19 protein-coding genes are annotated in these 21331 nt (G+C 71.6%); 13 read left to right on the top strand and 6 right to left on the bottom strand.

Translation table 11 applies throughout. The features are described 5' to 3' along the window. The first annotated feature begins 129 nt into the window (after positions 1–129). The 5 genes from ATL45_RS10255 (at position 130) to ATL45_RS10235 (ending at position 7471) form a co-directional block, all read left to right on the top strand. Positions 130–1356, top strand: a complete 1227-nt coding sequence (locus ATL45_RS10255) for a serine/threonine protein kinase (RefSeq protein ID WP_093158408.1) — start codon at positions 130–132, stop codon at positions 1354–1356. Between the two features lie 229 nt (positions 1357–1585). After that, positions 1586–3220 carry a chaperonin GroEL gene (groL, locus tag ATL45_RS10250; RefSeq protein WP_093158405.1) on the top strand — a complete coding sequence of 545 codons (1635 nt, stop codon included), beginning with the start codon at positions 1586–1588 and terminating at the stop codon, positions 3218–3220. Between the two features lie 194 nt (positions 3221–3414). Further along, positions 3415–4077, top strand: a complete 663-nt coding sequence (locus tag ATL45_RS10245; protein WP_093158403.1) for a copper homeostasis protein CutC — start codon at positions 3415–3417, stop codon at positions 4075–4077. 58 nt (positions 4078–4135) lie between these two features. Continuing rightward, complete coding sequence (locus tag ATL45_RS10240; RefSeq protein WP_093158400.1) at positions 4136–5299, top strand: MalY/PatB family protein; 1164 nt, start codon at positions 4136–4138, stop codon at positions 5297–5299. Positions 5300–5461: 162 nt separating this feature from the next. Continuing rightward, positions 5462–7471 (top strand): glycoside hydrolase family 84 protein, encoded by a 2010-nt coding sequence (locus tag ATL45_RS10235; RefSeq protein WP_093158398.1) that lies wholly within the window; start codon positions 5462–5464, stop codon positions 7469–7471. 7 nt (positions 7472–7478) lie between these two features. On the opposite strand, the gene ATL45_RS10230 is transcribed toward ATL45_RS10235, so the two are convergent. The 3 genes from ATL45_RS10230 to ATL45_RS10220 all read right to left on the bottom strand — a co-directional run bounded on the left by ATL45_RS10230 (position 7479) and on the right by ATL45_RS10220 (position 8882). Continuing rightward, on the bottom strand, positions 7479–7712 hold the full coding sequence (locus ATL45_RS10230; protein WP_093158395.1) for a PspC domain-containing protein: 234 nt from the start codon (positions 7710–7712) through the stop codon (positions 7479–7481). A 90-nt stretch (positions 7713–7802) separates the two neighbouring features. After that, complete coding sequence (locus ATL45_RS10225; RefSeq protein ID WP_093158393.1) at positions 7803–8363, bottom strand: suppressor of fused domain protein; 561 nt, start codon at positions 8361–8363, stop codon at positions 7803–7805. Positions 8364–8390: 27 nt separating this feature from the next. After that, a complete protein-coding gene (locus ATL45_RS10220; RefSeq protein ID WP_093158390.1) occupies positions 8391–8882 on the bottom strand; it encodes a hypothetical protein in 492 nt (163 codons plus the stop codon). Between the two features lie 61 nt (positions 8883–8943). Between ATL45_RS10220 and ATL45_RS10215 the strand changes: the two genes are divergently transcribed. The 4 genes from ATL45_RS10215 to ATL45_RS10200 all read left to right on the top strand — a co-directional run bounded on the left by ATL45_RS10215 (position 8944) and on the right by ATL45_RS10200 (position 12854). Beyond that, a complete protein-coding gene (locus ATL45_RS10215) occupies positions 8944–9522 on the top strand; it encodes a TetR/AcrR family transcriptional regulator (RefSeq protein WP_093158388.1) in 579 nt (192 codons plus the stop codon). A gap of 44 nt (positions 9523–9566) precedes the next feature. Further along, positions 9567–10460 carry an AAA family ATPase gene (locus ATL45_RS10210; protein ID WP_093158385.1) on the top strand — a complete coding sequence of 298 codons (894 nt, stop codon included), beginning with the start codon at positions 9567–9569 and terminating at the stop codon, positions 10458–10460. Between the two features lie 21 nt (positions 10461–10481). Next, positions 10482–11612: a vWA domain-containing protein gene (locus ATL45_RS10205; RefSeq protein WP_093158382.1), complete on the top strand. Its 1131-nt coding sequence runs from the start codon at positions 10482–10484 to the stop codon at positions 11610–11612. A 123-nt stretch (positions 11613–11735) separates the two neighbouring features. Continuing rightward, positions 11736–12854, top strand: coding sequence for an XdhC family protein (locus ATL45_RS10200; protein ID WP_093158380.1), 1119 nt, complete (start codon positions 11736–11738; stop codon positions 12852–12854). A gap of 55 nt (positions 12855–12909) precedes the next feature. On the opposite strand, the gene ATL45_RS10195 is transcribed toward ATL45_RS10200, so the two are convergent. Further along, the gene (locus ATL45_RS10195) at positions 12910–13782 is read right to left on the bottom strand and encodes a transglutaminase-like domain-containing protein (RefSeq protein WP_093158377.1); all 873 of its coding nucleotides are present in this window, start codon (positions 13780–13782) and stop codon (positions 12910–12912) included. A 281-nt stretch (positions 13783–14063) separates the two neighbouring features. Between ATL45_RS10195 and ATL45_RS10190 the strand changes: the two genes are divergently transcribed. The 4 genes from ATL45_RS10190 (at position 14064) to ATL45_RS10175 (ending at position 19294) form a co-directional block, all read left to right on the top strand. Continuing rightward, positions 14064–14621, top strand: coding sequence for a (2Fe-2S)-binding protein (locus ATL45_RS10190; RefSeq protein ID WP_093158374.1), 558 nt, complete (start codon positions 14064–14066; stop codon positions 14619–14621). Then, the gene (locus ATL45_RS10185) at positions 14618–17050 is read left to right on the top strand and encodes a xanthine dehydrogenase family protein molybdopterin-binding subunit (protein WP_093158370.1); all 2433 of its coding nucleotides are present in this window, start codon (positions 14618–14620) and stop codon (positions 17048–17050) included. Before ATL45_RS10190 ends, ATL45_RS10185 begins: the two co-directional genes overlap by 4 nt. Continuing rightward, positions 17047–17901 carry an FAD binding domain-containing protein gene (locus ATL45_RS10180; protein WP_093158367.1) on the top strand — a complete coding sequence of 285 codons (855 nt, stop codon included), beginning with the start codon at positions 17047–17049 and terminating at the stop codon, positions 17899–17901. The genes ATL45_RS10185 and ATL45_RS10180 overlap by 4 nt, the downstream gene beginning before the upstream one ends. Before the next feature lie 541 nt (positions 17902–18442). Further along, positions 18443–19294: an SRPBCC family protein gene (locus ATL45_RS10175; protein WP_093158364.1), complete on the top strand. Its 852-nt coding sequence runs from the start codon at positions 18443–18445 to the stop codon at positions 19292–19294. A gap of 170 nt (positions 19295–19464) precedes the next feature. On the opposite strand, the gene ATL45_RS10170 is transcribed toward ATL45_RS10175, so the two are convergent. Further along, positions 19465–20442 (bottom strand): o-succinylbenzoate synthase, encoded by a 978-nt coding sequence (locus ATL45_RS10170; protein ID WP_093158362.1) that lies wholly within the window; start codon positions 20440–20442, stop codon positions 19465–19467. A 264-nt stretch (positions 20443–20706) separates the two neighbouring features. After that, on the bottom strand, positions 20707–21300 hold the full coding sequence (locus tag ATL45_RS10165) for a suppressor of fused domain protein (protein WP_093158359.1): 594 nt from the start codon (positions 21298–21300) through the stop codon (positions 20707–20709). Positions 21301–21331: the final 31 nt, after the last annotated feature.

Below are 21331 nucleotides of genomic sequence, written 5' to 3'. Positions count from 1 at the left end.
CGAGCACGACTCGCGGCCCGGTTCCCGGTTTCGGGGCCGGGCCGCTGTGCTGGGCCGCACCGGGGTCGATCGCGCCCGGCTGCGCCAACCGTGAGACGAGCGTGATCTGGGCCCGTTACGCTGCTGCTCGTGTCGGAAGACCTCACCGGGAAGCGCCTCGGCCACTACAAGATCGACGGAGTGCTCGGTCGCGGTGGCATGAGCGTGATGTACCGCGCCACCGATGTCCGACTCGGCCGCAAGGTCGCCCTCAAAGTCATGGGCGAGCACATCACCGGTGATGCCGAGTTCCGCGAGCGCTTCGTCGACGAGGCGCGCAACACCTCGGCGATCGACCACGCCAACATCGTGCCGCTGTACGACTTCGGTGAGGTCGACGGCATGCTCTTCATCGCGATGCGGCTGGTCGACGGCTCCGACCTGGCGAGCCTGATCAAGGACGGGCCGATCTCGCCGAAGCGCACCCTGGAGCTGCTCTCGCAGATCTCCGAGGCGCTGGACATGCTGCACGAGCGCGGTCTGGTGCACCTCGACCTGAAGCCGGCCAACGTGCTGGTGACCTCGCGCGAGTCCGTCCACGAGCACGTCTACCTGGCCGACTTCGGGCTGACCCGGCGCGGCGCGACCGGCCACCGCACCTCCAGCGGTGACTTCCTCGGCTCGCCCACCTACGCGGCGCCGGAGCACCTGCGCGGCGAGCCGGTGGACGGCCGCACCGACCAGTACGCGCTGGCCTGCATGCTCTTCGCCTGCCTGACCGGCCGCCCGCCGTTCCAGGGGCAGGTGCAGGAGGTCATCCAGGGCCACCTGGCCGCCGAACCGCCGCCGGCCACCTCGCTGGTGGTGCTGCCCGCAGGCATCGACGAGGTGCTGCGCCGCGGCATGGCCAAGAAGGCCGACCAGCGCTTCAGCAACTGCCAGGACCTGGTCTCGGCCGCGCGCGCCGCGCTCGGGCAGGCCGCGGGCGACGCCCCGCCGCAGCCGCGCCCGGTCGTCCCGATGCCCGGCCCGCAGCCGGTGCAGTACCCGCCGAGCCAGCCGATCCCGGCGCAGGGCTACCGGCCGCCGTACCCGCAGCAGCCGCCGCGCCCGCTGCCGCCGCCGAGCAACGACCCGGTGCGGCTGCGCCCGCCGATGCCCGCGGGCTCCTCGTCGTTCGCGACCACGTCGTCGAGCAGTTCGACGAAGTGGATCGTGCTGACGCTGGTCGGCGTCGCGCTGGTGCTGATCGTGGTGGTCTTCATCGTGATGGCCAGCTCGATCGGCGGTTCCGGCAGCACCGACACCTCGACGACCTCGGAGACCTCGTCGTACAACAGCAACGACCTGCCCACCACGGTCCCCACGGGCGACTGACCCGACACCCCGTCGCTTGCACTCGACAGGGGAGAGTGCTAAACACGGTATTGGCACTCAGCAAGGTTGAGTGCCAGGTCGGGACGGTGAGGCCGTCTCCGGCGGTACCACCAGACGGTACCGCCGCCGGTCGTCCGTCGCGGGCACCGAGCCTGGCCGAGCACGAGTCTTGCCGTGGGGTGCGTAACCCACCTCCGCGGCGTCCATACAGGTGGAGGACCACACCGCAATGGCCAAGATGATCGCGTTCGACGAGGACGCCCGCCGCGGTCTTGAGCGCGGCATGAACACCCTCGCCGACGCCGTCAAGGTGACGCTCGGCCCGAAGGGCCGCAACGTTGTGCTCGAGAAGAAGTGGGGCGCCCCCACGATCACCAACGACGGCGTCTCCATCGCCAAGGAGATCGAGCTCGAGGACCCGTGGGAGAAGATCGGGGCCGAGCTGGTCAAGGAGGTGGCGAAGAAGACCGATGACGTCGCGGGCGACGGCACCACCACCGCCACCGTGCTGGCCCAGGCCCTGGTTCGCGAGGGCCTGCGCAACGTCGCGGCCGGCGCCAACCCGATCGCTCTGAAGCGGGGCATCGAGAAGGCCACCGAGGCGATCGCCGAGCAGCTGCTCAAGAACGCCAAGGAGATCGAGACCAAGGACCAGATCGCCGCCACCGCCGCGATCTCGGCCGGCGACCGCCAGATCGGCGAGCTCATCGCCGAGGCCATGGACAAGGTCGGCAAGGAAGGCGTCATCACCGTCGAGGAGAGCAACACCTTCGGGCTCGAGCTCGAGCTCACCGAGGGCATGCGCTTCGACAAGGGCTACATCTCGCCGTACTTCGTGACCGACTCGGAGCGCATGGAGGCGGTCCTGGAGGACCCGTACCTCCTGCTGCTGAGCTCCAAGGTCTCCAACGTCAAGGACCTGCTCCCGCTGCTGGAGAAGGTCATGCAGGCCAACAAGCCGCTGCTGATCATCTCCGAGGACGTCGAGGGCGAGGCGCTGGCCACCCTGGTCGTCAACAAGATCCGCGGCACCTTCAAGTCCGTCGCCGTCAAGGCCCCGGGCTTCGGCGACCGCCGCAAGGCGATGCTGCAGGACATGGCCATCCTGACCGGCGGCCAGGTCATCAGCGAAGAGGTCGGCCTCAAGCTGGAGAACGCCGACCTGAACCTGCTGGGCCGCGCCCGCAAGGTCGTCGTCACCAAGGACGAGACGACCATCGTCGAGGGTGCCGGTGACGACGAGCAGATCGCCGGGCGGGTCAACGAGATCCGCGCCGAGATCGAGCGCTCGGACTCCGACTACGACCGCGAGAAGCTGCAGGAGCGGCTGGCCAAGCTGGCCGGCGGCGTGGCCGTCATCAAGGCCGGTGCGGCGACCGAGGTCGAGCTCAAGGAGCGCAAGCACCGCATCGAGGACGCGGTCCGCAACGCCAAGGCCGCCGTCGAGGAGGGCATCGTCGCCGGTGGTGGCGTCGCGCTGCTGCAGGCCGCGCAGGCCGCCTTCGACGGGCTGAAGCTGGAGGGTGACGAGGCGACCGGCGCGAACAGCGTCAAGATCGCCGTCGAGGCCCCGCTGAAGCAGATCGCCATCAACGCCGGCCTCGAGGGCGGCGTCGTCGCGGAGAAGGTCAAGAACCTGACCTCGGGCCACGGCCTGAACGCCGCGACCGGCGAGTACGAGGACCTGGTCCAGGCCGGCGTCCTCGACCCGGCGAAGGTCACCCGTTCGGCGCTGCAGAACGCCGCCTCCATCGCCGCGCTGTTCCTGACCACCGAAGCCGTGGTCGCGGACAAGCCGGAGAAGGAGTCCGCGGGCGCAGCGGCCGGTGCCGACCCGATGGGCGGCATGGGCGGCATGATGTGATTCCTGCCCCAGGCAGCTGAAGAGGGCCGTCCCCGTTCCGGGGGCGGCCCTTCTTCGTTGATTCCGAACTCGTTTTGCGCGGCGGTGCGGGTGGCGGAACCTCAGAGGCCGCCTGGACTGCGGGATCCCGTTTTCATGTATGTCCAGGCCGGACCGTTGAGCCGGTTCGCGGTGGGTGCGGCTACCGTTCCGATGTGAGCGGGTTGCTGGAAGTCATCGCGTTCGACGCCGCCGACGCCGAGGCCGCGCAGGCGGGCGGGGCGGACCGAGTCGAGCTGTGCCGGGACCTGGCCGCCGACGGCCTGACGCCCGAGCTGCCGGTGGTTCGCAGCGTGCTCGCCGCCACGGACCTCCCGGTGCGCGTGATGGTGCGCGAGCAGACCGGGTTCGGCGCCGATGTCGACCTGCTGCGGCGACGGGTCGGCGAGCTGCTCGACGCCGGGGCTCGGGAGTTCGTGCTCGGGTTCCTGGACGAGCACGGCCAGGTCGACCTCGACGCCACCCGCGCGGTGGTCGCCGAGCTGGCCGGTCGCCCGTGGACTTTCCACCGCGCTGTGGACCACGCCGCCCAGTACCGGACGGCGTGGGCGCGGGCGGTGTCGCTCGGCCCGGACACCGTGCTGACCGCCGGTGGTCCTTCCGGTGTCGCGGAGGGCCTTTCCCACCTGCGGGAACTCGCCGCCGTGCAGGACGCCGACGGCGTGGAGCTGCTCGTCGGCGGCGGCCTCCGGCAGGAGCACGTCCCGGTCCTGCGAGAAGCCGGTGTGCGCGCCTTCCACATCGGCAGCGGCGCCCGCTCGTCCGGCCCGGTGCTCGCCGAACTGGTCCGGTCCTGGCGGGAACTCCTCGACTCCTGACCGGCATGGCGGTGTCGCGCCGCTCGCGGCTGGAAGATGATCGTCGCGGGAGGGCAGGATGGGACACGAGTTCGACGAGATCACCGTCGATGAGCTGCGCGCCCGCGGCAGCCTGAAGTGGACGCTGCACGAGCCGGGCACGATCGGCGCCTTCGTGGCGGAGATGGACTTCCCCACCGCGCCACCGGTCATGCGCGCGGTGCGCGCAGCGGTGGAGGCGATGAACTTCGGCTACCTGCCGCCGCGACTGGCCGGCGAGATGGCGCTGGCCTGCGCCGACTGGCAGGCGCGGCGGTACGGCTGGGACGTGGATCCCGGGTGGATCACCGCGATCCCCGACGTGCACTGGGCGCTGGCGATCGCGATCGAGCGCTTCTCCCGGCCGGGCAGCGCGGTGATCATGCCGACGCCCGGGTACATGCCGTTCCTGGTCGAGCCCGGTGAGCTCGGCCGCGAGGTCATCACGGTGCCGATGGCCCGCGACGGGGACAGATTCGTCCACGACCTCGACGCGCTGGACGCGGCGTTCCGGGCCGGTGGGAACCTGCTGGTGCTGTGCAACCCGCACAACCCGCTCGGCCGGGTGTTCACCGCGGCGGAGCTGACGGCGGTCTGCGAGGTGGTCGACCGCCACGGCGGCCGGGTGTTCGCCGACGAGATCCACGGGCCGCTGGTCTACCCCGGTCGGCAGCACGTGCCCTACGCGTCGCTGTCGGAGACGGCCGCCGGGCACGCGGTCACCGCCACTTCGGCGACCAAGGCGTGGAACATGCCCGGTCTGAAGTGCGCGCAGTTCATCGTCAGCAACGACGCCGACGCCGCGACGCTGGCCGCCGGGGGCCGTCTCGCGGTGCTCGACGCGAGCACGCACGGCGTGCTGGCCACGACCGCCGCCTACACCGAGGGCGAGCCGTGGCTGACCGAGGTGCTCGACTACCTGGACGGCAACCGGCGCGCGGTGGCGGAGCTGCTGGCCGAACACCTGCCCGAGGTCGGCTACCGCCCTCCAGAGGGCACCTACCTCGCGTGGCTGGACTTCCGCGCGCTCGGCCTCGGCGATCACCCCGCCGACTTCTTCCTGGAGAAGGCGCGGGTCGCGCTCACCGACGGAGCGGCCTGCGGTGCGGAGGGCCGTGGTCACGCGCGGCTGACCTTCGCCACTCCACGACCGGTGCTGGAGCGGATCATCAGCGGGCTGGCCGGGGCGGTGCGCGCCGGCTGAACCGGGCCGCACGACACACCGGGGCGTGTTGGATCTGGCGGAAACGGCCGGGTCAGGGGGTGGGCTTCAGGCGCTCGGGTGGGGCTGGACACTGCCTGCCAGCGATCGAGACCGGGGTGTGATCTCCTTGAACGCGTTGGGAAATCCAGGCGAGGTGGGGTCATGTTCGGTCGAAGTGCCCGGCGGCGGTCCGCAGCGGTCGCGACGCTGATGTGCGCCGTGCTGGCGGGATGCACCAACACCCCGCAGCCGGCCGAGCCCACCGCACCGCCGCCCGCGCCCGCGCTGCCCGCGACCGGGCTGCCGCAGGTGACTCCGCAGCCGAAGGAGATGCGGCGGCTCGGCGACGACATCGCGGTGCGGGGCAAGGCCGAGGTGGTCGTGGACCAGCTGGTCGACCAGCCCACCCGCGCGCTGGTCGAGCAGGTGCTGCGGATGGCCGGGGCGAGCGACGTCGTGGTGCGCGAGGAGGGGCAGCCGCCCGCCGAGGACGCCGAGCTGCGCATCGAGATCGGCGCTCGTGGCTCGCAGGCCGTCGCGCAGGGGCTGGGCGGGTTCGACCTCGCCGCACCGGCGAAGCTGCCGCCCGAGGGGTACGCGCTGGCCGGGCGCGGCGGAACGGACCCGGCGGTGGTCATCGGTGCTTCCGACGCGGCGGGCGCCTACTACGGCGTGCAGACGCTCCGCCAGCTCGCTTCGCCGGGGCGGATCGCCGGAGTCGGCATCATCGACCACCCGGACATGCCGCTGCGCGGCAGCGTCGAGGGCTTCTACGGTCCACCGTGGACGCACCAGCAGCGGATGGACCAGCTCGCCTTCTACGGCGACGTCAAGCTCAACACCTACATCTACGCGCCCAAGGACGACCCGTACCACCGGGAGAAGTGGCGCGAGCCGTACCCGCAGGCCGAGTTCGCCGCGGTGCGACAGCTGATCGGGCAGGCCGCCGCGCACCACGTGAAGTTCACCTTCGCGCTCTCGCCCGGCACCTCGATCTGCTACAGCGACGAAGCGGACTTCCGCGCCCTGCTGGCCAAGCTGCAGGCGGTCTACGACTCGGGCGTGCGCGACTTCTCGGTGCCGCTGGACGACATCTCCTACACCCGCTGGAACTGCTCGGGCGACCAGGCGAAGTACGGCAGCCCGTCGCAGGACGCGGCCGGCCGGGCGCAGGCGGAGCTGCTGAACCGGGTGCAGCGCGAGTTCGTCGACACCCACCCCGGGGTGGCGCCGCTGCAGTTCGTGCCGACCGAGTACTCCGACGTGGAGGACTCGCCGTACAAGTCGCAGATCCGGTCCACATTGGACGATCGGGTGCTGGTGATGTGGACCGGGGACGGGGTGATCCCGCGCCGGATCACGGTGTCGGACGCGCAGCAGGCCGAGCAGGTGTGGGGCCGCAAGCTCTTCCTGTGGGACAACTACCCGGTCAACGACTTCGACGGCTCGGTCGGCCGGGTGCTGCTCGGCCCGTACGAGAAGCGCGAGCCGGGGCTGACCGAGCAGCTCACCGGTGGCGTGGTGAACCCGATGAACCTGGCCACGGCCAGCGAGGTGGTCGAGCTCGGCGCTGCCGACTTCTTCTGGAACAACGAGGGTTTCGACGCGCAGCGGGCCTGGCGCGCTGCGGCCGACTACCTGGCGGGCAAGCGCCTCGCCGGTGGTGAGCCGGGGCTGGTCGCCGATCCGGCGACGGCCGGTGCGCTGCTGGCGTTCTTCGACCTGGAGCACATGGGCCCGCTGCCCAGCGGGCGACCGTGGTTGCCGCAGGCACCGGAGCTGTCCCGGCGGATCGAGCAGTTCCGCGCCGGTTGGCAGGGCGGCGACCGCGCGACCGCGGTGCGGGAGCTGCGCGAGTACGCGCAGACGATCGCGGAGGCGCCGGAGCGGATCGGCGCGGGAGCGCCCGCGGAGTTCGTCCAGGACGTCAAGCCGTGGCTGACCGCCACCGAGCTGTGGGGCCAGGCGCTGGTGGCCACGATGGACGGGCTGCAGGCGCGGGCCGACGGCGACGAGGGCAGCACGTTCGGGCACTTCAGCGAGGCCAAGCAGCTCGCGACTCGGGCCGCGCAGATCCGGACGGAGCCGGGCAAGGTCCGCCCGCAGGGGCCGGTCTACGTGGGTGACGGTGTGCTGGACACCTTCATCGAGCAGGCTCCCGGCATGCGCTGATCGCGGCTCACTCCTCCGGGACCACCAGCCAGCAGGCCAGGTACAGCAGGATGCCGGAGCCGAAGCCGAACAGCGTCACGGCGATCAGCGCGACCCGGGCGATGGTGGGGTCCACGCCCAGCGACTTGGCGGCTCCGCCGCACAGTCCGGCGATCATCCGCTCGTCGCGGCTGCGGCGGAACTTCCGGTTGGTCGAGTTCTCGGTGGTGGCGGCGGTCGAGGTGGGGATCTCTGCGCTCATACCTGAATCCTCCGCTCCGGGAGCTCCAGGCGCGTCCGGGAACAACCCCGACCCATCCCTGATCCGGCCCTGACCTTCCTCGGGCCCGGATCAGGAAGCGGTGCAGGGGCGGTGGATGTCGAGGAGGTCGGCGCCGGTCTGCTCCCAGCGGTCGTAGAGCGCGTCGCGGCCGTAGCGGGCGACCAGCTGCGCTTCGCCGCGGGTGATCGGGACGAGCGTGATGAGCTGCAGGACCGGTTGGCCGTCGGCGTCGAGCAGGACGTCGAACTCGTCGCCGAGGTAGGGGTGCGGAGCGGCCAGGGCGCCGGCGATCTCGGAGTCCGGCAGCAGGACGCGGTCGTTCATGATCAGCGCGCCGTAGCCGACGCGGCTGTTGGACTCGGTGAGCAGCTCGGCGATCACGCCGGTCAGGTGCCGGGCGTGCAGCTCCTGCTCGGCCCGCAGCGTGCACACCAGCTCCTGGGGCAGCGGCGCGCCCGCGGTGCGCTCGCGCAGGCCGCTGGTCAGCACCGTGACGTGCGCGCCGTCGGAGTGGTCGCAGTAGACCAGGTGGTAGGCGCGCTCACGGCCACCGGCGGTCCGGCTGTCGGCGCCGCGAACCCGGCCGACGTGCTTCTCGATGTGCGCGGGGAACCCGCTGAACCGACTCATGCGCCTCCTCCCGAAGCCGTCGCGATCCTATCGGCGACCCCGCGCCACCAGTGCGCGCAGCAGGCGAACCCACCAGGACCAGCGGGCCGGTGCGCGCACCGCGCCGGTGGTGGCCTCTTCGGCGCGGTCGAGGCTGTCCTCCAGCAGCGCGTCGTGCAGCGGTCGCCAGAGCAGCGGCCAGGTGATCCGGGCTGGCCCGCGGGCGTGGATGGACAGCAGGTGATGCAGCGAGGTGCGCCCGTCTTCGCGCTGCACGGCGAACTCGTGGAAGCCGTCGAAGCCGCGCGGAGCGGTGAAGCGGAACCGGATCCAGCGCCCGGGGGCGTAGCCGGCGATCCGGTAGCGCACCGGGCCGTGGCCGCCCGCGGCGCCCACGCCCAGCGGGCGGTCGAACTCCATCGGCGGCCATTCCCGGCTCGGCCACAGCCGGTCGTGCGGGCCGGCGAGCGAGTCGATCAGCGCTCCGGCGGTGTCCTCGTCCACCGGCAGGTGCCGGACGTGCACGTTCCGAACGGCCATCGAACCCTCCCGTTTTTAGATGGTTCTCTCTAAAACCGTATTAGAGCATATCCTCCAATACATGGGCAGGCCTCCTCGGCACGACGCCGACCGACTCCTGGACGCCGCTGTCTCGTTGGCCGCGGAAGCAGGACCGCGCGGCGTGACCATGGCGGCGGTCGCGCGAGCCGCGGGCGCCCCGAGCGGCTCGGTGTACCACCGCTTCCCGGACCGGACCGCGCTGCTGTCCGCGTTGTGGCTGCGCACCGTCACCCGGTTCCAGGACGGCTTCTTCGCCGCCGTCGAAGCGCCGCCGCTGGAAGCCGCCGTCGCCGCCGCGCGCCACGTGGTCGAGTGGTGCCGCGAGAATCCGGCCGAGGCGAACGTGCTGCTGGCCGGTCCCGCCGCCTACGGCATGGCGGACTGGCCGGATGCGGCCCGTGAGCACCTGGCGAAGGCGAATGCGCAGGTGGACGAGGCCCTGACCGGCTTGGCGGAGCGGCTCGGCCGATCCGGCGCGGCCGGTCGGTCCCGGGTGTTCCTGGCCGTGGTCGACCTGCCCTACGCCGTGGTCCGGCGGTACCTGGGGAGGGGCGAACCGGTCCCGGCTTTGGAGGTTGGCACAGTCACCGACGCGGTCCGGGACCTGCTCGCCGGATGATCTGATGATCGCCCTGGCCGTGGTCGTTCGCCTACGCTCGCGGTATGGCGGTGGATGACGCGTTCGACCTGAACTCCCCGGCCGAGGTCGCCAAGGCGCTGGACGACACCGGTTACCTGCCCGACGACGGCATCGCCACGGCGGCCTTCCTGGCGATGCGGATGCGGCGCCCGCTGCTGTGCGAGGGCGAGCCGGGCACCGGCAAGACCGCGTTGGCGCAGGCCCTGGCCACCGCGCTCGGGGTGGACCTGATCCGGTTGCAGTGCCACGAGGGCATCGACGCGGCGCAGGCGCTCTACGACTGGGACTTCCCGCGGCAGCTGCTGCACCTGCGCACCCTGGAAGCCGCCGCCGGGGGAGAGCTGGACGCCGAGTCCGCCGAATCCTCGCTCTACACCCGCAGGTTCCTGCTCGCGCGGCCGCTGTTGCGGGCGTTGCAGGAGTCGCCGTGCGTGCTGCTGGTCGACGAGATCGACCGCGCCGACGACGAGTTCGAGGCCTTCCTGCTGGAGGTGCTGTCGGAGTACGCGGTGACGATCCCGGAGTTCGGTGTGGTGTCGGCGGCCCAGCCGCCGATCGTCGTCCTCACCTCCAACCGGACCCGCGAGGTGCACGACGCCTTGAAGCGGCGCTGCCTGTACCACTGGCTGGAGCACCCGGACCTGGAGCGCGAGGTGGCGATTCTGCGGCGCCGGTTGCCGGGGCTGGACGAGCGGCTGGCCGAGCAGGTGGCCGCGACTGTGCAGCGGATGCGGCAGATGGATCTGCTCAAGCCGCCAGGAGTGGCCGAGGCGCTCGACTGGGCGCAGGCCTTGCAGGCTCTCGGGCAGGACGAGCTGGACACCGAGACAGCTGCGACGACGCTGGGCGCGGTGCTCAAGTACCGCGAGGACGCGGAGCGCGTCCGCGCGGCGGGCGTGCTGACCGCTGAGCGCTGAGGAAGCCGGGAAGGGGGCGGGATGCACACCGTGACCGGGCTGGTCGGGTTCGCGCGTGCGCTGCGGCATTCCGGCATGGCCTGCGGCCCGACGCGCGTGCAGGCCTTCCTCGCCGCCGTCGAGCAGGTCGGGTTCGACCGCGACGCCGTCTACTGGGCGGGCCGCTTGACGCTGTGCTCCGACCCGGACGACCTGCCGCGCTACGACGCGGCCTTCGAATCCTGGTTCGGCAATGCCGAGTCGTCCGGCGAACCGGTGGGCCGACCGCTCCCGCGTCCCGCGCAGATCGCTGCGCTGACCGGTGCCGACGGTGGTCCTGACGAGGGCGAGGCGGATAGGCCGCTGGCCGCCGCGGCCAGCGACGCCGAGGTGCTGCGCCGCCGCGATCTCTCCGAACTCGGCGTGCCGGAGCGCGAACACCTGCGGCGGATGCTCGCGGTGCTGCGCCCGGAGCCGCCGTCGCGCCCAGCTCTCCGGCGTCGCGGGAGCAAGCGTGGTGCGCTGAGCTCGCGCGCGACCCTGCGCGAGATGCTGCGATCCGGTGGCGAGCCGGTGCGGCTGCGTCGGCAGCGCCGCTCCCGCCGACCGCGACGGGTCGTACTGCTGGTCGACGTCTCGGGCTCGATGAGCGCCTACGCGGATGCGCTGCTGCGGTTCGCCCACGTCGTGGTGCGGAGAGCGCCCGTCAGCACCGAGGTTTTCACGCTCGGCACGCGGATGACGCGGGTGAGCAGGCAGCTGCGGCAGCGTGATCCGGAGGCCGCGCTGCTGGCGGCTTCCCGCGCGGTGCCGGACTTCTCCGGCGGCACCAGGCTCGGCGAGACGCTCCGGGTCTTCCTGGACCGGTGGGGGCAGCGAGGCGTGGCGCGCGGAGCGGTGGTCGTGCTGTTCTCCGACGGCTGGGAACGCGGCGACGCCACCGAGCTCGCCGACCAGATGCGGCGGCTGCGGCGGTTGGCGCGCGCGGTGATCTGGGCGAACCCGCACGCCGGGCACGACGGCTACCAACCGGTGCAATCCGGGATTGTCGCGGCCATGCCGCACGTTGACCGGATGGTGGCCGGGCACAGCCTGCGTTCGCTGGAGGACGTCTGGTCCTGGGTCCGCAGGCTGTCCCAACCTGGTGCTGGAGGGGCGAAGTGCGAGATTTAGCGGCACGTTTCAGGTCCGACGCAACTTCAATTGAAATCAGGTACGCGATTTCAATGGAAATTGGACGTCTGATTTCAATTGAAATCGTGGATCCGAGTGGTGCGGGGAGAGCGGAGGTGCGCTGTGCGTGACGTGTTGGACGAGTTGACCAAGCGGTGGGAGTCGGGCGAGTCCATCGGACTGGGCACCGTCGTCGCGACGTTCCGCTCGGCCCCGCGGCCGCCGGGCGCGTCGATGCTGGTGACCAGCGAGGGCGAGGCCTTCGGCAGCGTTTCGGGCGGTTGCGTCGAAGGTGCGGTCTACGAGGAGGCGACCACGACGCTGACCGGGTCCGAGCCGGTGCTGCGCCGCTACGGCGTCAGCGATGACGACGCGTTCGCCGTCGGCCTGACCTGCGGCGGGATCCTGGACGTCTTCGTGGAGCGGGTCGATCGCGAGACCTTCCCCGGACTGGACGAGGTCGCCGCATCGGTGCGCACCGAAGAACCCGTCGCGGTCGTGACCGTCGTGGAGCACCCGGACTCGGCGAAGGTCGGCGCGCACCTGCTGGTCTGGCGCGACCGCAGCAGCGGTGGCCTGGGCTCGGCGCGGATCGACGACGCAGTGCTCGACGACGCGCGCGGCATGCTGGCCAGCGGCCGCAGCGGCGTCATCGAGTACGGGCCGGAAGGCCAGCGCCGCGGTGAGGGGCTGCGGGTGTTCGTGAACTCCTTCGAGCCGCCGCCGCGGATGCTGGTGTTCGGCGCGATCGACTTCGCCGCCGCGATGGCCCGGATGGGTGCTTTCCTCGGCTACCGCGTGACGGTCTGCGACGCGCGCCCGGTGTTCGCCACGCACAGCAGGTTCCCCGGCGTCGACGACGTGGTCGTGGACTGGCCGCACCGCTACCTCGCGGCCGAGGCGGCGGCCGGCCGGGTCGACGAGCGCACCGCGGTCATGGTGCTCACCCACGACCCGAAGTTCGACGTCCCGGTGCTGGAGGAGGCGCTGAGCCTGAACCTCGGCTACGTCGGCGCGATGGGTTCCCGCCGCACCCACGACGACCGCCTCCGCAGGCTCCGCGAGCAGGGCGTCACCGAGGAGGCGCTGAGCAAGCTGTCCTCCCCGATCGGCCTCGACCTGGGCGCCCGGACCCCGGAGGAAACGGCGGTGTCCATCGCGGCGGAGCTGATCGCGCTCCGCTGGGGAGGCCGCGGAGTCCGCCTGGCCGACCTGGACGGCCCCATCCACCACCACTCCTGACCAGCCGGGTGACGGTCGATTTCGCGTGAATTCGACCAGCATCCGGGTGAACGCGTCAGGTGAGGTCGACGAGGGCGTCCAGGCCCGAGGGTGACTGGCAGTGCACGCGGTCGCCCGGGTTGAGCCTCGGGTCGGTGGCGTAGCGGTGGGTCAGTTCGCGTTCGGCGGCCTCGTCGCCGTTGTCGGCGGCGAGCAGCAGGGCGGCGATCTCGTCGACGAGGTCCAGGTCGAGGCCGTCGTCGGTGGTCGTCATCGCGCCCCAGAAGTCCCAGAGCAGGAGTTCGTCGCGGCGGCGGTGCGCCAGTTCGCGCAGCACGTAGTTGCCCGCGAACCAGGCGCCGCGCATCGGGTGGTCGGGGCCGACACCGCAGCGGTCCACGTCGATCCGCCCGCTCCGGTGGGCGGTCCAGATCTGCGCCGCCGTGACGAACGGCGCCGGGTCCGAGCGGGGCATGTCGCAGGTGTCGAACGGCCAGTCCGCCTGGTCGAGCTGGGGATCGGCGAACACCCAGCGCTGCCCGTTCCAGTACTCGGCGATCACGTGGTCGGCGTGGAAGCCCTCGTGGAAGTAGGCGGCGAAGCCGACGCGGCTGCGCGCCGGGATCCGGTGGTGGCGCAGCGCCGCGACGGTCAGCAGGGCGGCGTCCCGGCAGCACCCGACCAGCCGCTGCTCCAGCGGGCGCGGCGCGTCCAGGACCGGCGGGAACCTGCGCTGATCGGTGGCGAGCAGCCGCTCGGTCCAGCGCGAGTCGACCTCGGCCAGCCGATCACCGGTGAACGGGATGCCCTCGCCCCGGTAGTGCACGACGAGGCCGCGCACCACCGCCGCGACCTGCCGGACGTCCGCCGGCAACTGGTCGAGCAGCGGCGCGTAGCGGCCCGGGTCGGTGTAGCGGGAATGGTGCGCGTACTCCTGCGGTGTCGTCATCGACTGTCCTCCCGGAGCGGACGATAGGGCGGATTTCCCGGGATTTTCAACGGCTTTTCCGGGTGCGCTCGCGGTGCGGGAGACGCCGGATCCGAAGAGGACTCGCTGCGGTCGTCCTGATGGCTACTCGGTGCGACTGAACGGCCATTCTTTTGCGCGCTTGCTCGGGTCCGTGTGGCGTAGCAGGCTCTATCGTTGTGACGCCCGTCACCCAGGCGGAGTAGTCCGAGTTCCCGACCGTCCGCGCACCGCGGGCCAGTCCCTCCGAGGAGGCCGCCCAAATGCCGCGCATCACCGTCAACGTAGACGGCACCCACTACACCGATGAGGTCGAGCCGCGCATGCTGCTCGTCCAGTACCTCCGCGAACGAGCAGGCAAGGTGGGCACCGTCATCGGTTGCGACACCAGCAACTGCGGCGCGTGCACCGTCCACCTCGACGGCCGCAGCGTGAAGTCGTGCTCGGTCCTCGCCGTGCAGGCCGACGGGCACGACGTGACCACCGTCGAAGGACTCGCCCAGGACGGCAGGCTGCACCCGCTGCAGCAGGCCTTCCACGACAACCACGCCCTGCAGTGCGGGTTCTGCACCCCCGGGATGATCATGCAGGCGCTCGACCTGCTCGCCGAGGTGCGCGAACCCGACGACCAGCAGATCCGGGAGGGCATGGAGGGCAACCTCTGCCGCTGCACCGGGTACCAGAACATCGTCCGCGCGGTCTCCGACGCCGCGCAGCGCATGCAGCCGGGCGCCGGCCCGGAGATGGAGCACACCGAGGACACCCCGGCGCCGCGAACACCTGCCGACGAGCAGGCTCAGCCGAAGGTGAGGCGCTCATGACCTCGGTGCTGGAACCCGAACTGGGACGCGCCCGCAAGCGCAAGGAGGACGCGCGGCTGATCACCGGCCGCACCCGCTGGACCGACAACCTCAACCCCGCGGGGACCCTGCACCTGGCGGTCCTGCGCAGTCCCGTCGCGCACGCCCGCATCAGGTCGATCGACACCGCGCCCGCGCGCCGGATGTCCGGTGTGGTCGCGGTGTTCACCGGTCGCGACCTCGCCGACGAGCAGGGCAGCCTGCCGTGCGCGTGGCCGATCACCGAGGACATGAATGCCCCGGTGGCGCCGCCGATCGCGGTCGACGAGGTGCGCTTCGCCGGGGAGGCGGTCGCGGTAGTCGCGGCCCGCAGCGCGGCCGAGGCGCGCGATGCGCTGGACGTCATCGACGTCGACTACGACGACCTGCCCGTGGTGCTGGACATGGAATCCGCGCTGCGGGCGGATTCCCCGCTGGTGCACGAGGACCTGGGCACCAACCGCAACGCCACCTGGACGTTCGACTCGGCGGAGGCGGGCACCGGCGGTTCCGTCGACGAGGCGCTGCGCGGCGCGGAGGTGCGCGTCGAGCGGACCTTCCGGCAGCAGCGGCTGATCCCCGCGTTCATGGAGCCGCGCTCGGTGGTCGTCGACCCGACCGGCGAGCAGATCACCATGTGGTCGGCCACCCAGGTGCCGCACATCCTGCGGCTGATGCTGGCCATGTCGCTGGGCGTGCCGGAGCAGAAGATCCGGGTCATCGCCCCGGACGTGGGCGGCGGTTTCGGCGGCAAGCTGCAGGTGACGCCGGAGGAGTTCATCGCCTTCGTGCTGGCCCGCAAGCTCGGCAAGCCGGTGAAGTGGACCGAATCCCGCTCCGAGACGATGGTTTCCGCGCACCACGGCCGCGACCAGGTGCAGAAGCTGTCGATGGCGGCCGACCGGGACGGCCGGATCACCGGGCTGAAGGTCGAGCTGCTCGCCGACATGGGCGCCTACCTGCGGCTGGTCACGCCGGGAATCCCGATCCTCGGCGCGTTCATGTTCAACTCGATCTACAAGATCCCCGCCTACCACTTCAGCTGCACCAACGTGTTCACCAACAAGACGCCCACCGACGCCTACCGCGGCGCGGGACGGCCGGAGGCGACCTTCGCCATCGAGCGGATGATGGACGAGCTGGCCGCCGAGCTCGGCGTGGACCCGATGGAGGTGCGGCGCAAGAACTGGATCGCGCACGAGGAGTTCCCGTACGACACGGTCGCCGGGCTGACCTACGACTCCGGCAACTACGAGGCCGCCACCGACAAGGCGATGGAGCTGTTCGGCTACCAGGCGCTGCGCGCGGAGCAGGAGGAGCGGCGGCGCAGCGGTGATCCGGTGCAGCTGGGCATCGGCATCTCGACGTTCACCGAGATGTGCGGGCTGGCCCCGTCGCGGGTGCTCGGTTCGCTGTCCTACGGCGCCGGTGGGTGGGAGCACGCCTCGATCCGCGTGCTGCCGACGGGCAAGGTGGAGGTCGTCACCGGGACCTCGCCGCACGGGCAGGGGCACGAGACGGCGTGGAGCCAGATCGTGGCCGACCGGCTGGGCGTGCCGTTCGAGGACGTCGAGGTGCTGCACGGTGACACCCAGGTCTCGCCGAAGGGCCTGGACACCTACGGTTCGCGGTCGCTGGCGGTCGGCGGCATGGCGGTGGTTCAGGCCGCCGACAAGGTCGTGGAGAAGGCCAAGAAGATCGCCGCGCACCTGCTGGAGTGCGGCGAGGACGACGTGGAGTTCACCGCGGGACGGTTCGGCGTGCGCGGCACCGACCGGGGCACCGCGCTCGGCGAGGTCGCGCTGGCCGCGTTCGCCGCGCACGACCTGCCCGACGGGGTGGAGCCGAACCTCGACGCCGACGCCACCTTCGACCCGGAGAACTTCTCCTTCCCGCACGGCACGCACCTGTGCGCGACCGAAGTGGACACCGAGACCGGCATGGTGAAGATCCGCAAGTACGTCTGCGTGGACGACATCGGCGCCGTGATCAACCCGCTGATCGTGGAAGGCCAGGTGCACGGCGGGCTGGCGCAGGGCATCGCGCAGGCGCTGTTCGAGGAGGCCGTGTACGACGAGACCGGCACCCTGACCACCGCCACGCTGGCCGACTACCTGGTGCCCTCGGCGGCCGACCTGCCGGAGTTCGTCACCGACCGCACCGAAACCCGCGCGACGTCGAACGTCCTGGGCGTCAAGGGAGTCGGCGAGGCGGGCACCATCGCCTCGACGCCCGCGGTGGTGAACGCGGTGGTCGACGCGCTGCGGCCGATGGGCGTCAACGACGTGGAGATGCCGTGCTCGCCGCAGCGGGTGTGGCGCGCCGTGACGGGCGCGCGTGAAAGCGGTGCCACCGCACCGGAAGCCGGTGGCGGTCTCGGTTCGGTGAACCCCCAGGGAGGTGCCCGGTGATCCCCGCCCAGTTCGAGTACGTCGCTCCCTCCACAGTGGAGGAAGCGGTGGCCGCGCTCGCCGAGTTCGGCGACGAGGCCAAGGTGCTGGCCGGCGGGCAGAGCCTGCTGCCGGTGCTGCGGATGCGGCTGGCCGACCCGCAACTGCTGGTCGACCTCGGCCGCGTCGAGGACATGCGCGGAGTCCGCGAGGACGGCGACGCGCTGGTGATCGGTGCGATGACGACCCACCACGACGTGCTGCGGGACCCGCTGGTGCGGCAGCACGCCGAGCTGATCGCACTGGCCACCCGCACGGTCGCCGACCCGCAGGTGCGCCACCGCGGCACCTTCGGCGGCTCGCTCGCGCACGCCGACCCGGCCGGTGACCTGCCCGCCCCGGCGCTGGCGCTGGACGCGGAGATGGTGCTGGTCGGGCCGTCCGGCCAGCGCACCGTGCCCGCTGCGGAGTTCTTCACCGACTACTTCACCACCGCGCTGGAACCGGCCGAACTGCTGGTCGAGGTGCGGATGCCGAAGTGGACCGGGTGGCGCGCGCACTACGAGAAGTTCAACCGCGTCGCGCAGGCGTGGTCGATCGTCGGCGTGGCGGCCGCGGTGCGCGTCGCCGACGGGCAGATCGCCGAGGCCCGCATCGGCCTGACCAACATGGGCCCGACACCGGTCCGCGCGACCGGCGTCGAGCGGGCCCTCGTCGGTCAACCGGCCACACCGGAGGCGATCCGCGCGGCGGCCCGCCACGCCACGGAAGGCACCAGCCCGACGGCCGACGCCAGCGCCGACGTCGACTACCGCTCGCACCTCGCGGAGGTCCTCACCGGCAGAGCGGTCCTGACCGCGGCCACCGGCTGACCAGCGCAACCTTGACGGTCAGGCCCCGGGCTTGGCCGTCAAGGCGCCTGGCTACCCGGCTTGGCCGTCAAGACCGGCTACCTGGCACGCCGATGGGCGTGGACGTCTCACCAGCTCCGGAGGCGACGACTCGTGCAATTTCAATGGAAATCGAAGACCTGATTTCAATGGAAGTTGCGCATCGTCGGCGTGTCGTCCCCCGACACGCCGACGTGGCACGCGATTTCAATGGAAATCGGACGTCTGATTTCCATTGAAATTGCGCAGGATGCGGTGACGGAGCGCGACTCGACGATGTGCGTCGGAGCCTGTGGAGGGTGTGCGTTGTGCGACTGGGGTCGCCCGGTCGGGTGGGGTTGGTGTCGTGAGGACGGTGGAATGCGCGGCCGATCCGGGTCGTGGTGGTGATCATGGATGCCGCTCGATGATCCGAATGGGGTAGAGGTCGGCAGCCGAGGCTGGGAAGCTGGAAGCTGATGCCTCAGCAGAGAGGACGGCCCGTCCCGCCGGGCCGAGTTCGTTCGAACCAGGAGGACTCCCCGTGCAGATGCAGCACCAGTTCAGCGTTCCGGTGCCGGTCGAGGTGGCCTGGCAGGCGCTGCTCGACCCGGAGCGGGTCGCACCGTGCATGCCCGGCGCCACCCTCACCAAGGCCGAGGGCAACGAGTTCTCCGGCTCGGTGAAGGTCAAGCTCGGCCCGGTGACGCTGCTCTACAAGGGAACCGGCACCTTCAAGGAGATCGACGAGGCCGCCCGCCGCGTGGTGATCGACGCCAGCGGCAAGGACTCGCGCGGCAGCGGCACCGCCGCGGCGACGGTGGCCGCGGTGCTCACGTCCGAAGGCGACACCACCGCGGTCACGGTGGACACCGACCTGAAGGTCACCGGCAAGCCGGCGCAGCTGGGCCGCGGCCTGATCTCCGAGGTCGGCGGCAAGATCCTGAACCAGTTCGCGGCCAACCTCGCCAAGCAGCTCACCGAGGAGGGCGCCCCCGCCGAGGCGAAGCCGGCGGCCGGATCGGCGCAGCCGGCCGGCGCAGCCGGGGAATCGGCCGGCGGAGCCGAGGCGAAGCCCGAGGAAGCCGAAGCCGTAGCGGCGAAGCCCGCGGAGGCGAAGGAGGAGAAGGCTTCGAGCGCCGCAGGCGCGGCGAAGCCGAGCTGGCGGGTCACGCCGGCAGGCGGTCAGGGCGAGCCCGCGAGCCCGGCGAAGGCGGAGCCTTCGCGGCGGGAGGCCGCGGCCGCCGGAGGCGGCGCGGCGTCGGACGACGCGATCGACCTGCTCGGCACGGCCGGGGCTCCGGTCCTCAAGCGCCTCGCACCGCTCGCAGTCGCAGTCGTCGTCCTCGGCATCGTCTTCCGCCTCATCCGCCGTCGTCGGCGTCGTCGCGCCTGATCCCGGCGGCCGAGGTGCCGCGCGAGACCATCATCGGTTCCGTTTCCGCTGGTCAGGCCCCGTGAGTACTTTGAGAGACTATAGCAGCACAAAGTGCTCACGGGCTGTTACCAGCGGAAACGGAACCGAACTTGGCGACGTTGCACGGGGTGCCGCGGCTTCCCGGCGCGTCAGGCGCGGCGGAGGGTGTTGACGCGGGTGAGGCGTTCGAGCCAGTAGTGCTGGACTTCCGCCGTGGGTGTTGCCGCCGCTACCAGGGCCGGGTCCGGTTCCGGGGGGTGGCGGAGCACCGGGAGGTGGCCGTTCACCGGGAGCAGGGAGTTCGCGACGACGTCGCCGTCCAGGAGCGCCATCGTGCCCAGGCCGCAGGCGAACGGGAGTTCCGGCAGGGCTCCGGCCAGGGCGAGTTGCGCGGCGAGGCCGATGCTCGTCTCCACCGCCGAGGACACCACGCACGGCAGCCCGCACGCCTCGGCCACCTGCAGCGCGCGCCGCACGCCGCCCAGCGGCGTCGCCTTGATGATCGCCACGTCCGCGGCTCCGGCCACCGCGACGCGCAGGGGGTCTTCGGCGCGGCGGATGCTCTCGTCCGCCGCGATTCGCACGTCCACCTGGCGGCGGACCGCGGCGAGCTCGTCCACCGTCGGGCAGGGCTGCTCGGCGTACTCCAGGCCACCGGCCGCCCGGTCCAGTTCGCGGATCCTGGCGACGGCCGTGTCGACGTCCCACGCGGCGTTGGCGTCGATGCGGATCGCGCCGTCCGGACCCAGCGCGTCGCGCACGGCGGCGACGCGCTCGACGTCGTCACCCGCTGCCTGCCCCGGCTCGGCGACCTTGACCTTCGCCGTACGGCAACCCGATGCCGCGACGATCGCGTGCGCCTTGTCCGCCGACACCGCCGGGACCGTGCAGTTCACCGGGATGCTGGTGCGCACCGGCTCCGGCCAGGGATCGGTGCAGGCCTCCAGCGCGGCCGTCAGCCACGGCACCGACTGGGCGTCGTCGTAGTCCTCGAACGGGCAGAACTCGCCCCAGCCGGCCGGGCCGCTGAGCAGCACTCCGCGCCGGACCGTCACCCCGCGGAACCTGTTGCGCATCGGCAGCGCGTAGACCCGAACCGCATCCAGTTCCGCCAGGTCGATCGTCATGCCCCGATCCTGTCACCCCACGACCGCCCCGGCGTGCCAGGGGACGTTCACCCCTGTCCGGTGGTCGGCCGTCCTCGCCAGCTGGGAGGGGCGATTCCGCGCGGAATCGCCCGCCGCCGTGCGGAACGCGAGTTGCCTGAGCCGCCGGAACACCGGTTCTGCTGATCGCCGAAGGGAAGGAGGTCCAGCGGCGGTACCTCGTCGTCGGGTCCGGGTCAGCCGTCCGGCTCGTCGAGGTACCACGTCGAGCTGGGCGGGCCTGCTTCAAGCGACGCTGGGGCGTCCGAGGTCGAAGACGTCGACTTCGAAGCGGGCCCACTGCTGGCGCAGCGCCGTCACTCCGTTGTCGAGGATGTAGTTCAGCTCGCCGAGCGTCACCGGGAGCAGGGTGAACACCTGGAGCTGCTCGACGCCGTCCGGGTCGGTGAACCTGGTGAACTCCGGCGCGAACATCGGGTGGCCGCTGGCCAGCACGCCGTGGAACTCGGTGCCCGGCAGCAGCGGCTCCTCGTTCGGCACGATCTGGTCGGGCACCAGGAAGGTGCGCTGCTGCACCAGCACCTCGGCGGTGAGGTCGACCAGGTGCCGCGCGGCCTCGGCCTGCTCCTTGTAGACCGTGCAGGCCAGTTCCTGGGCCGGTTCGGCGCCCAGCGGCTGGAAGCGCAGGCCGCTGCTGATCACCGTGGTCAGGTGGTACTTCTCCAGGTTGAAGAAGACGAGCCCGTAGCCGCGGTTGGTGCCGCGCGCGTTCGGGGGTTCGGCCGCGGTCGGCGTGCCGGCGTGGCGTTCGAGGTTCTCCGCGAGCCCGACGAACCGGTGCGCGCCGCCGAGGGCGGTGCGTTCGTGCTCGGTGGTCATCCGATCTCCATGGTCCCTGCCTGCGGTGCGC

This window comes from Saccharopolyspora antimicrobica (assembly GCF_003635025.1).
In the GTDB taxonomy this organism is placed as follows: domain Bacteria; phylum Actinomycetota; class Actinomycetes; order Mycobacteriales; family Pseudonocardiaceae; genus Saccharopolyspora; species Saccharopolyspora antimicrobica.
Note: the sequence above shows the minus strand (reverse complement) of the source record. Positions and strands in the feature narration are given on the sequence as shown.

Excerpts from the sequence above, each read along its gene's own strand:
- ATL45_RS10165 (WP_093158359.1), bottom strand. The coding sequence starts at position 21,300 with ATGACCACCGAGCACGAACGCACCGCCCTCGGCGGCGCGCACCGGTTC.
- groL (WP_093158405.1), top strand. The coding sequence starts at position 1,586 with ATGGCCAAGATGATCGCGTTCGACGAGGACGCCCGCCGCGGTCTTGAG.
- ATL45_RS10215 (WP_093158388.1), top strand. The coding sequence starts at position 8,944 with ATGGGCAGGCCTCCTCGGCACGACGCCGACCGACTCCTGGACGCCGCT.
- ATL45_RS10230 (WP_093158395.1), bottom strand. The coding sequence starts at position 7,712 with ATGAGCGCAGAGATCCCCACCTCGACCGCCGCCACCACCGAGAACTCG.
- ATL45_RS10220 (WP_093158390.1), bottom strand. The coding sequence starts at position 8,882 with ATGGCCGTTCGGAACGTGCACGTCCGGCACCTGCCGGTGGACGAGGAC.
- ATL45_RS10190 (WP_093158374.1), top strand. The coding sequence starts at position 14,064 with ATGCCGCGCATCACCGTCAACGTAGACGGCACCCACTACACCGATGAG.
- ATL45_RS10205 (WP_093158382.1), top strand. The coding sequence starts at position 10,482 with ATGCACACCGTGACCGGGCTGGTCGGGTTCGCGCGTGCGCTGCGGCAT.
- ATL45_RS10185 (WP_093158370.1), top strand. The coding sequence starts at position 14,618 with ATGACCTCGGTGCTGGAACCCGAACTGGGACGCGCCCGCAAGCGCAAG.
- ATL45_RS10235 (WP_093158398.1), top strand. The coding sequence starts at position 5,462 with ATGTTCGGTCGAAGTGCCCGGCGGCGGTCCGCAGCGGTCGCGACGCTG.
- ATL45_RS10195 (WP_093158377.1), bottom strand. The coding sequence starts at position 13,782 with ATGACGACACCGCAGGAGTACGCGCACCATTCCCGCTACACCGACCCG.
- ATL45_RS10170 (WP_093158362.1), bottom strand. The coding sequence starts at position 20,442 with ATGACGATCGACCTGGCGGAACTGGATGCGGTTCGGGTCTACGCGCTG.
- ATL45_RS10210 (WP_093158385.1), top strand. The coding sequence starts at position 9,567 with ATGGCGGTGGATGACGCGTTCGACCTGAACTCCCCGGCCGAGGTCGCC.
- ATL45_RS10240 (WP_093158400.1), top strand. The coding sequence starts at position 4,136 with ATGGGACACGAGTTCGACGAGATCACCGTCGATGAGCTGCGCGCCCGC.
- ATL45_RS10225 (WP_093158393.1), bottom strand. The coding sequence starts at position 8,363 with ATGAGTCGGTTCAGCGGGTTCCCCGCGCACATCGAGAAGCACGTCGGC.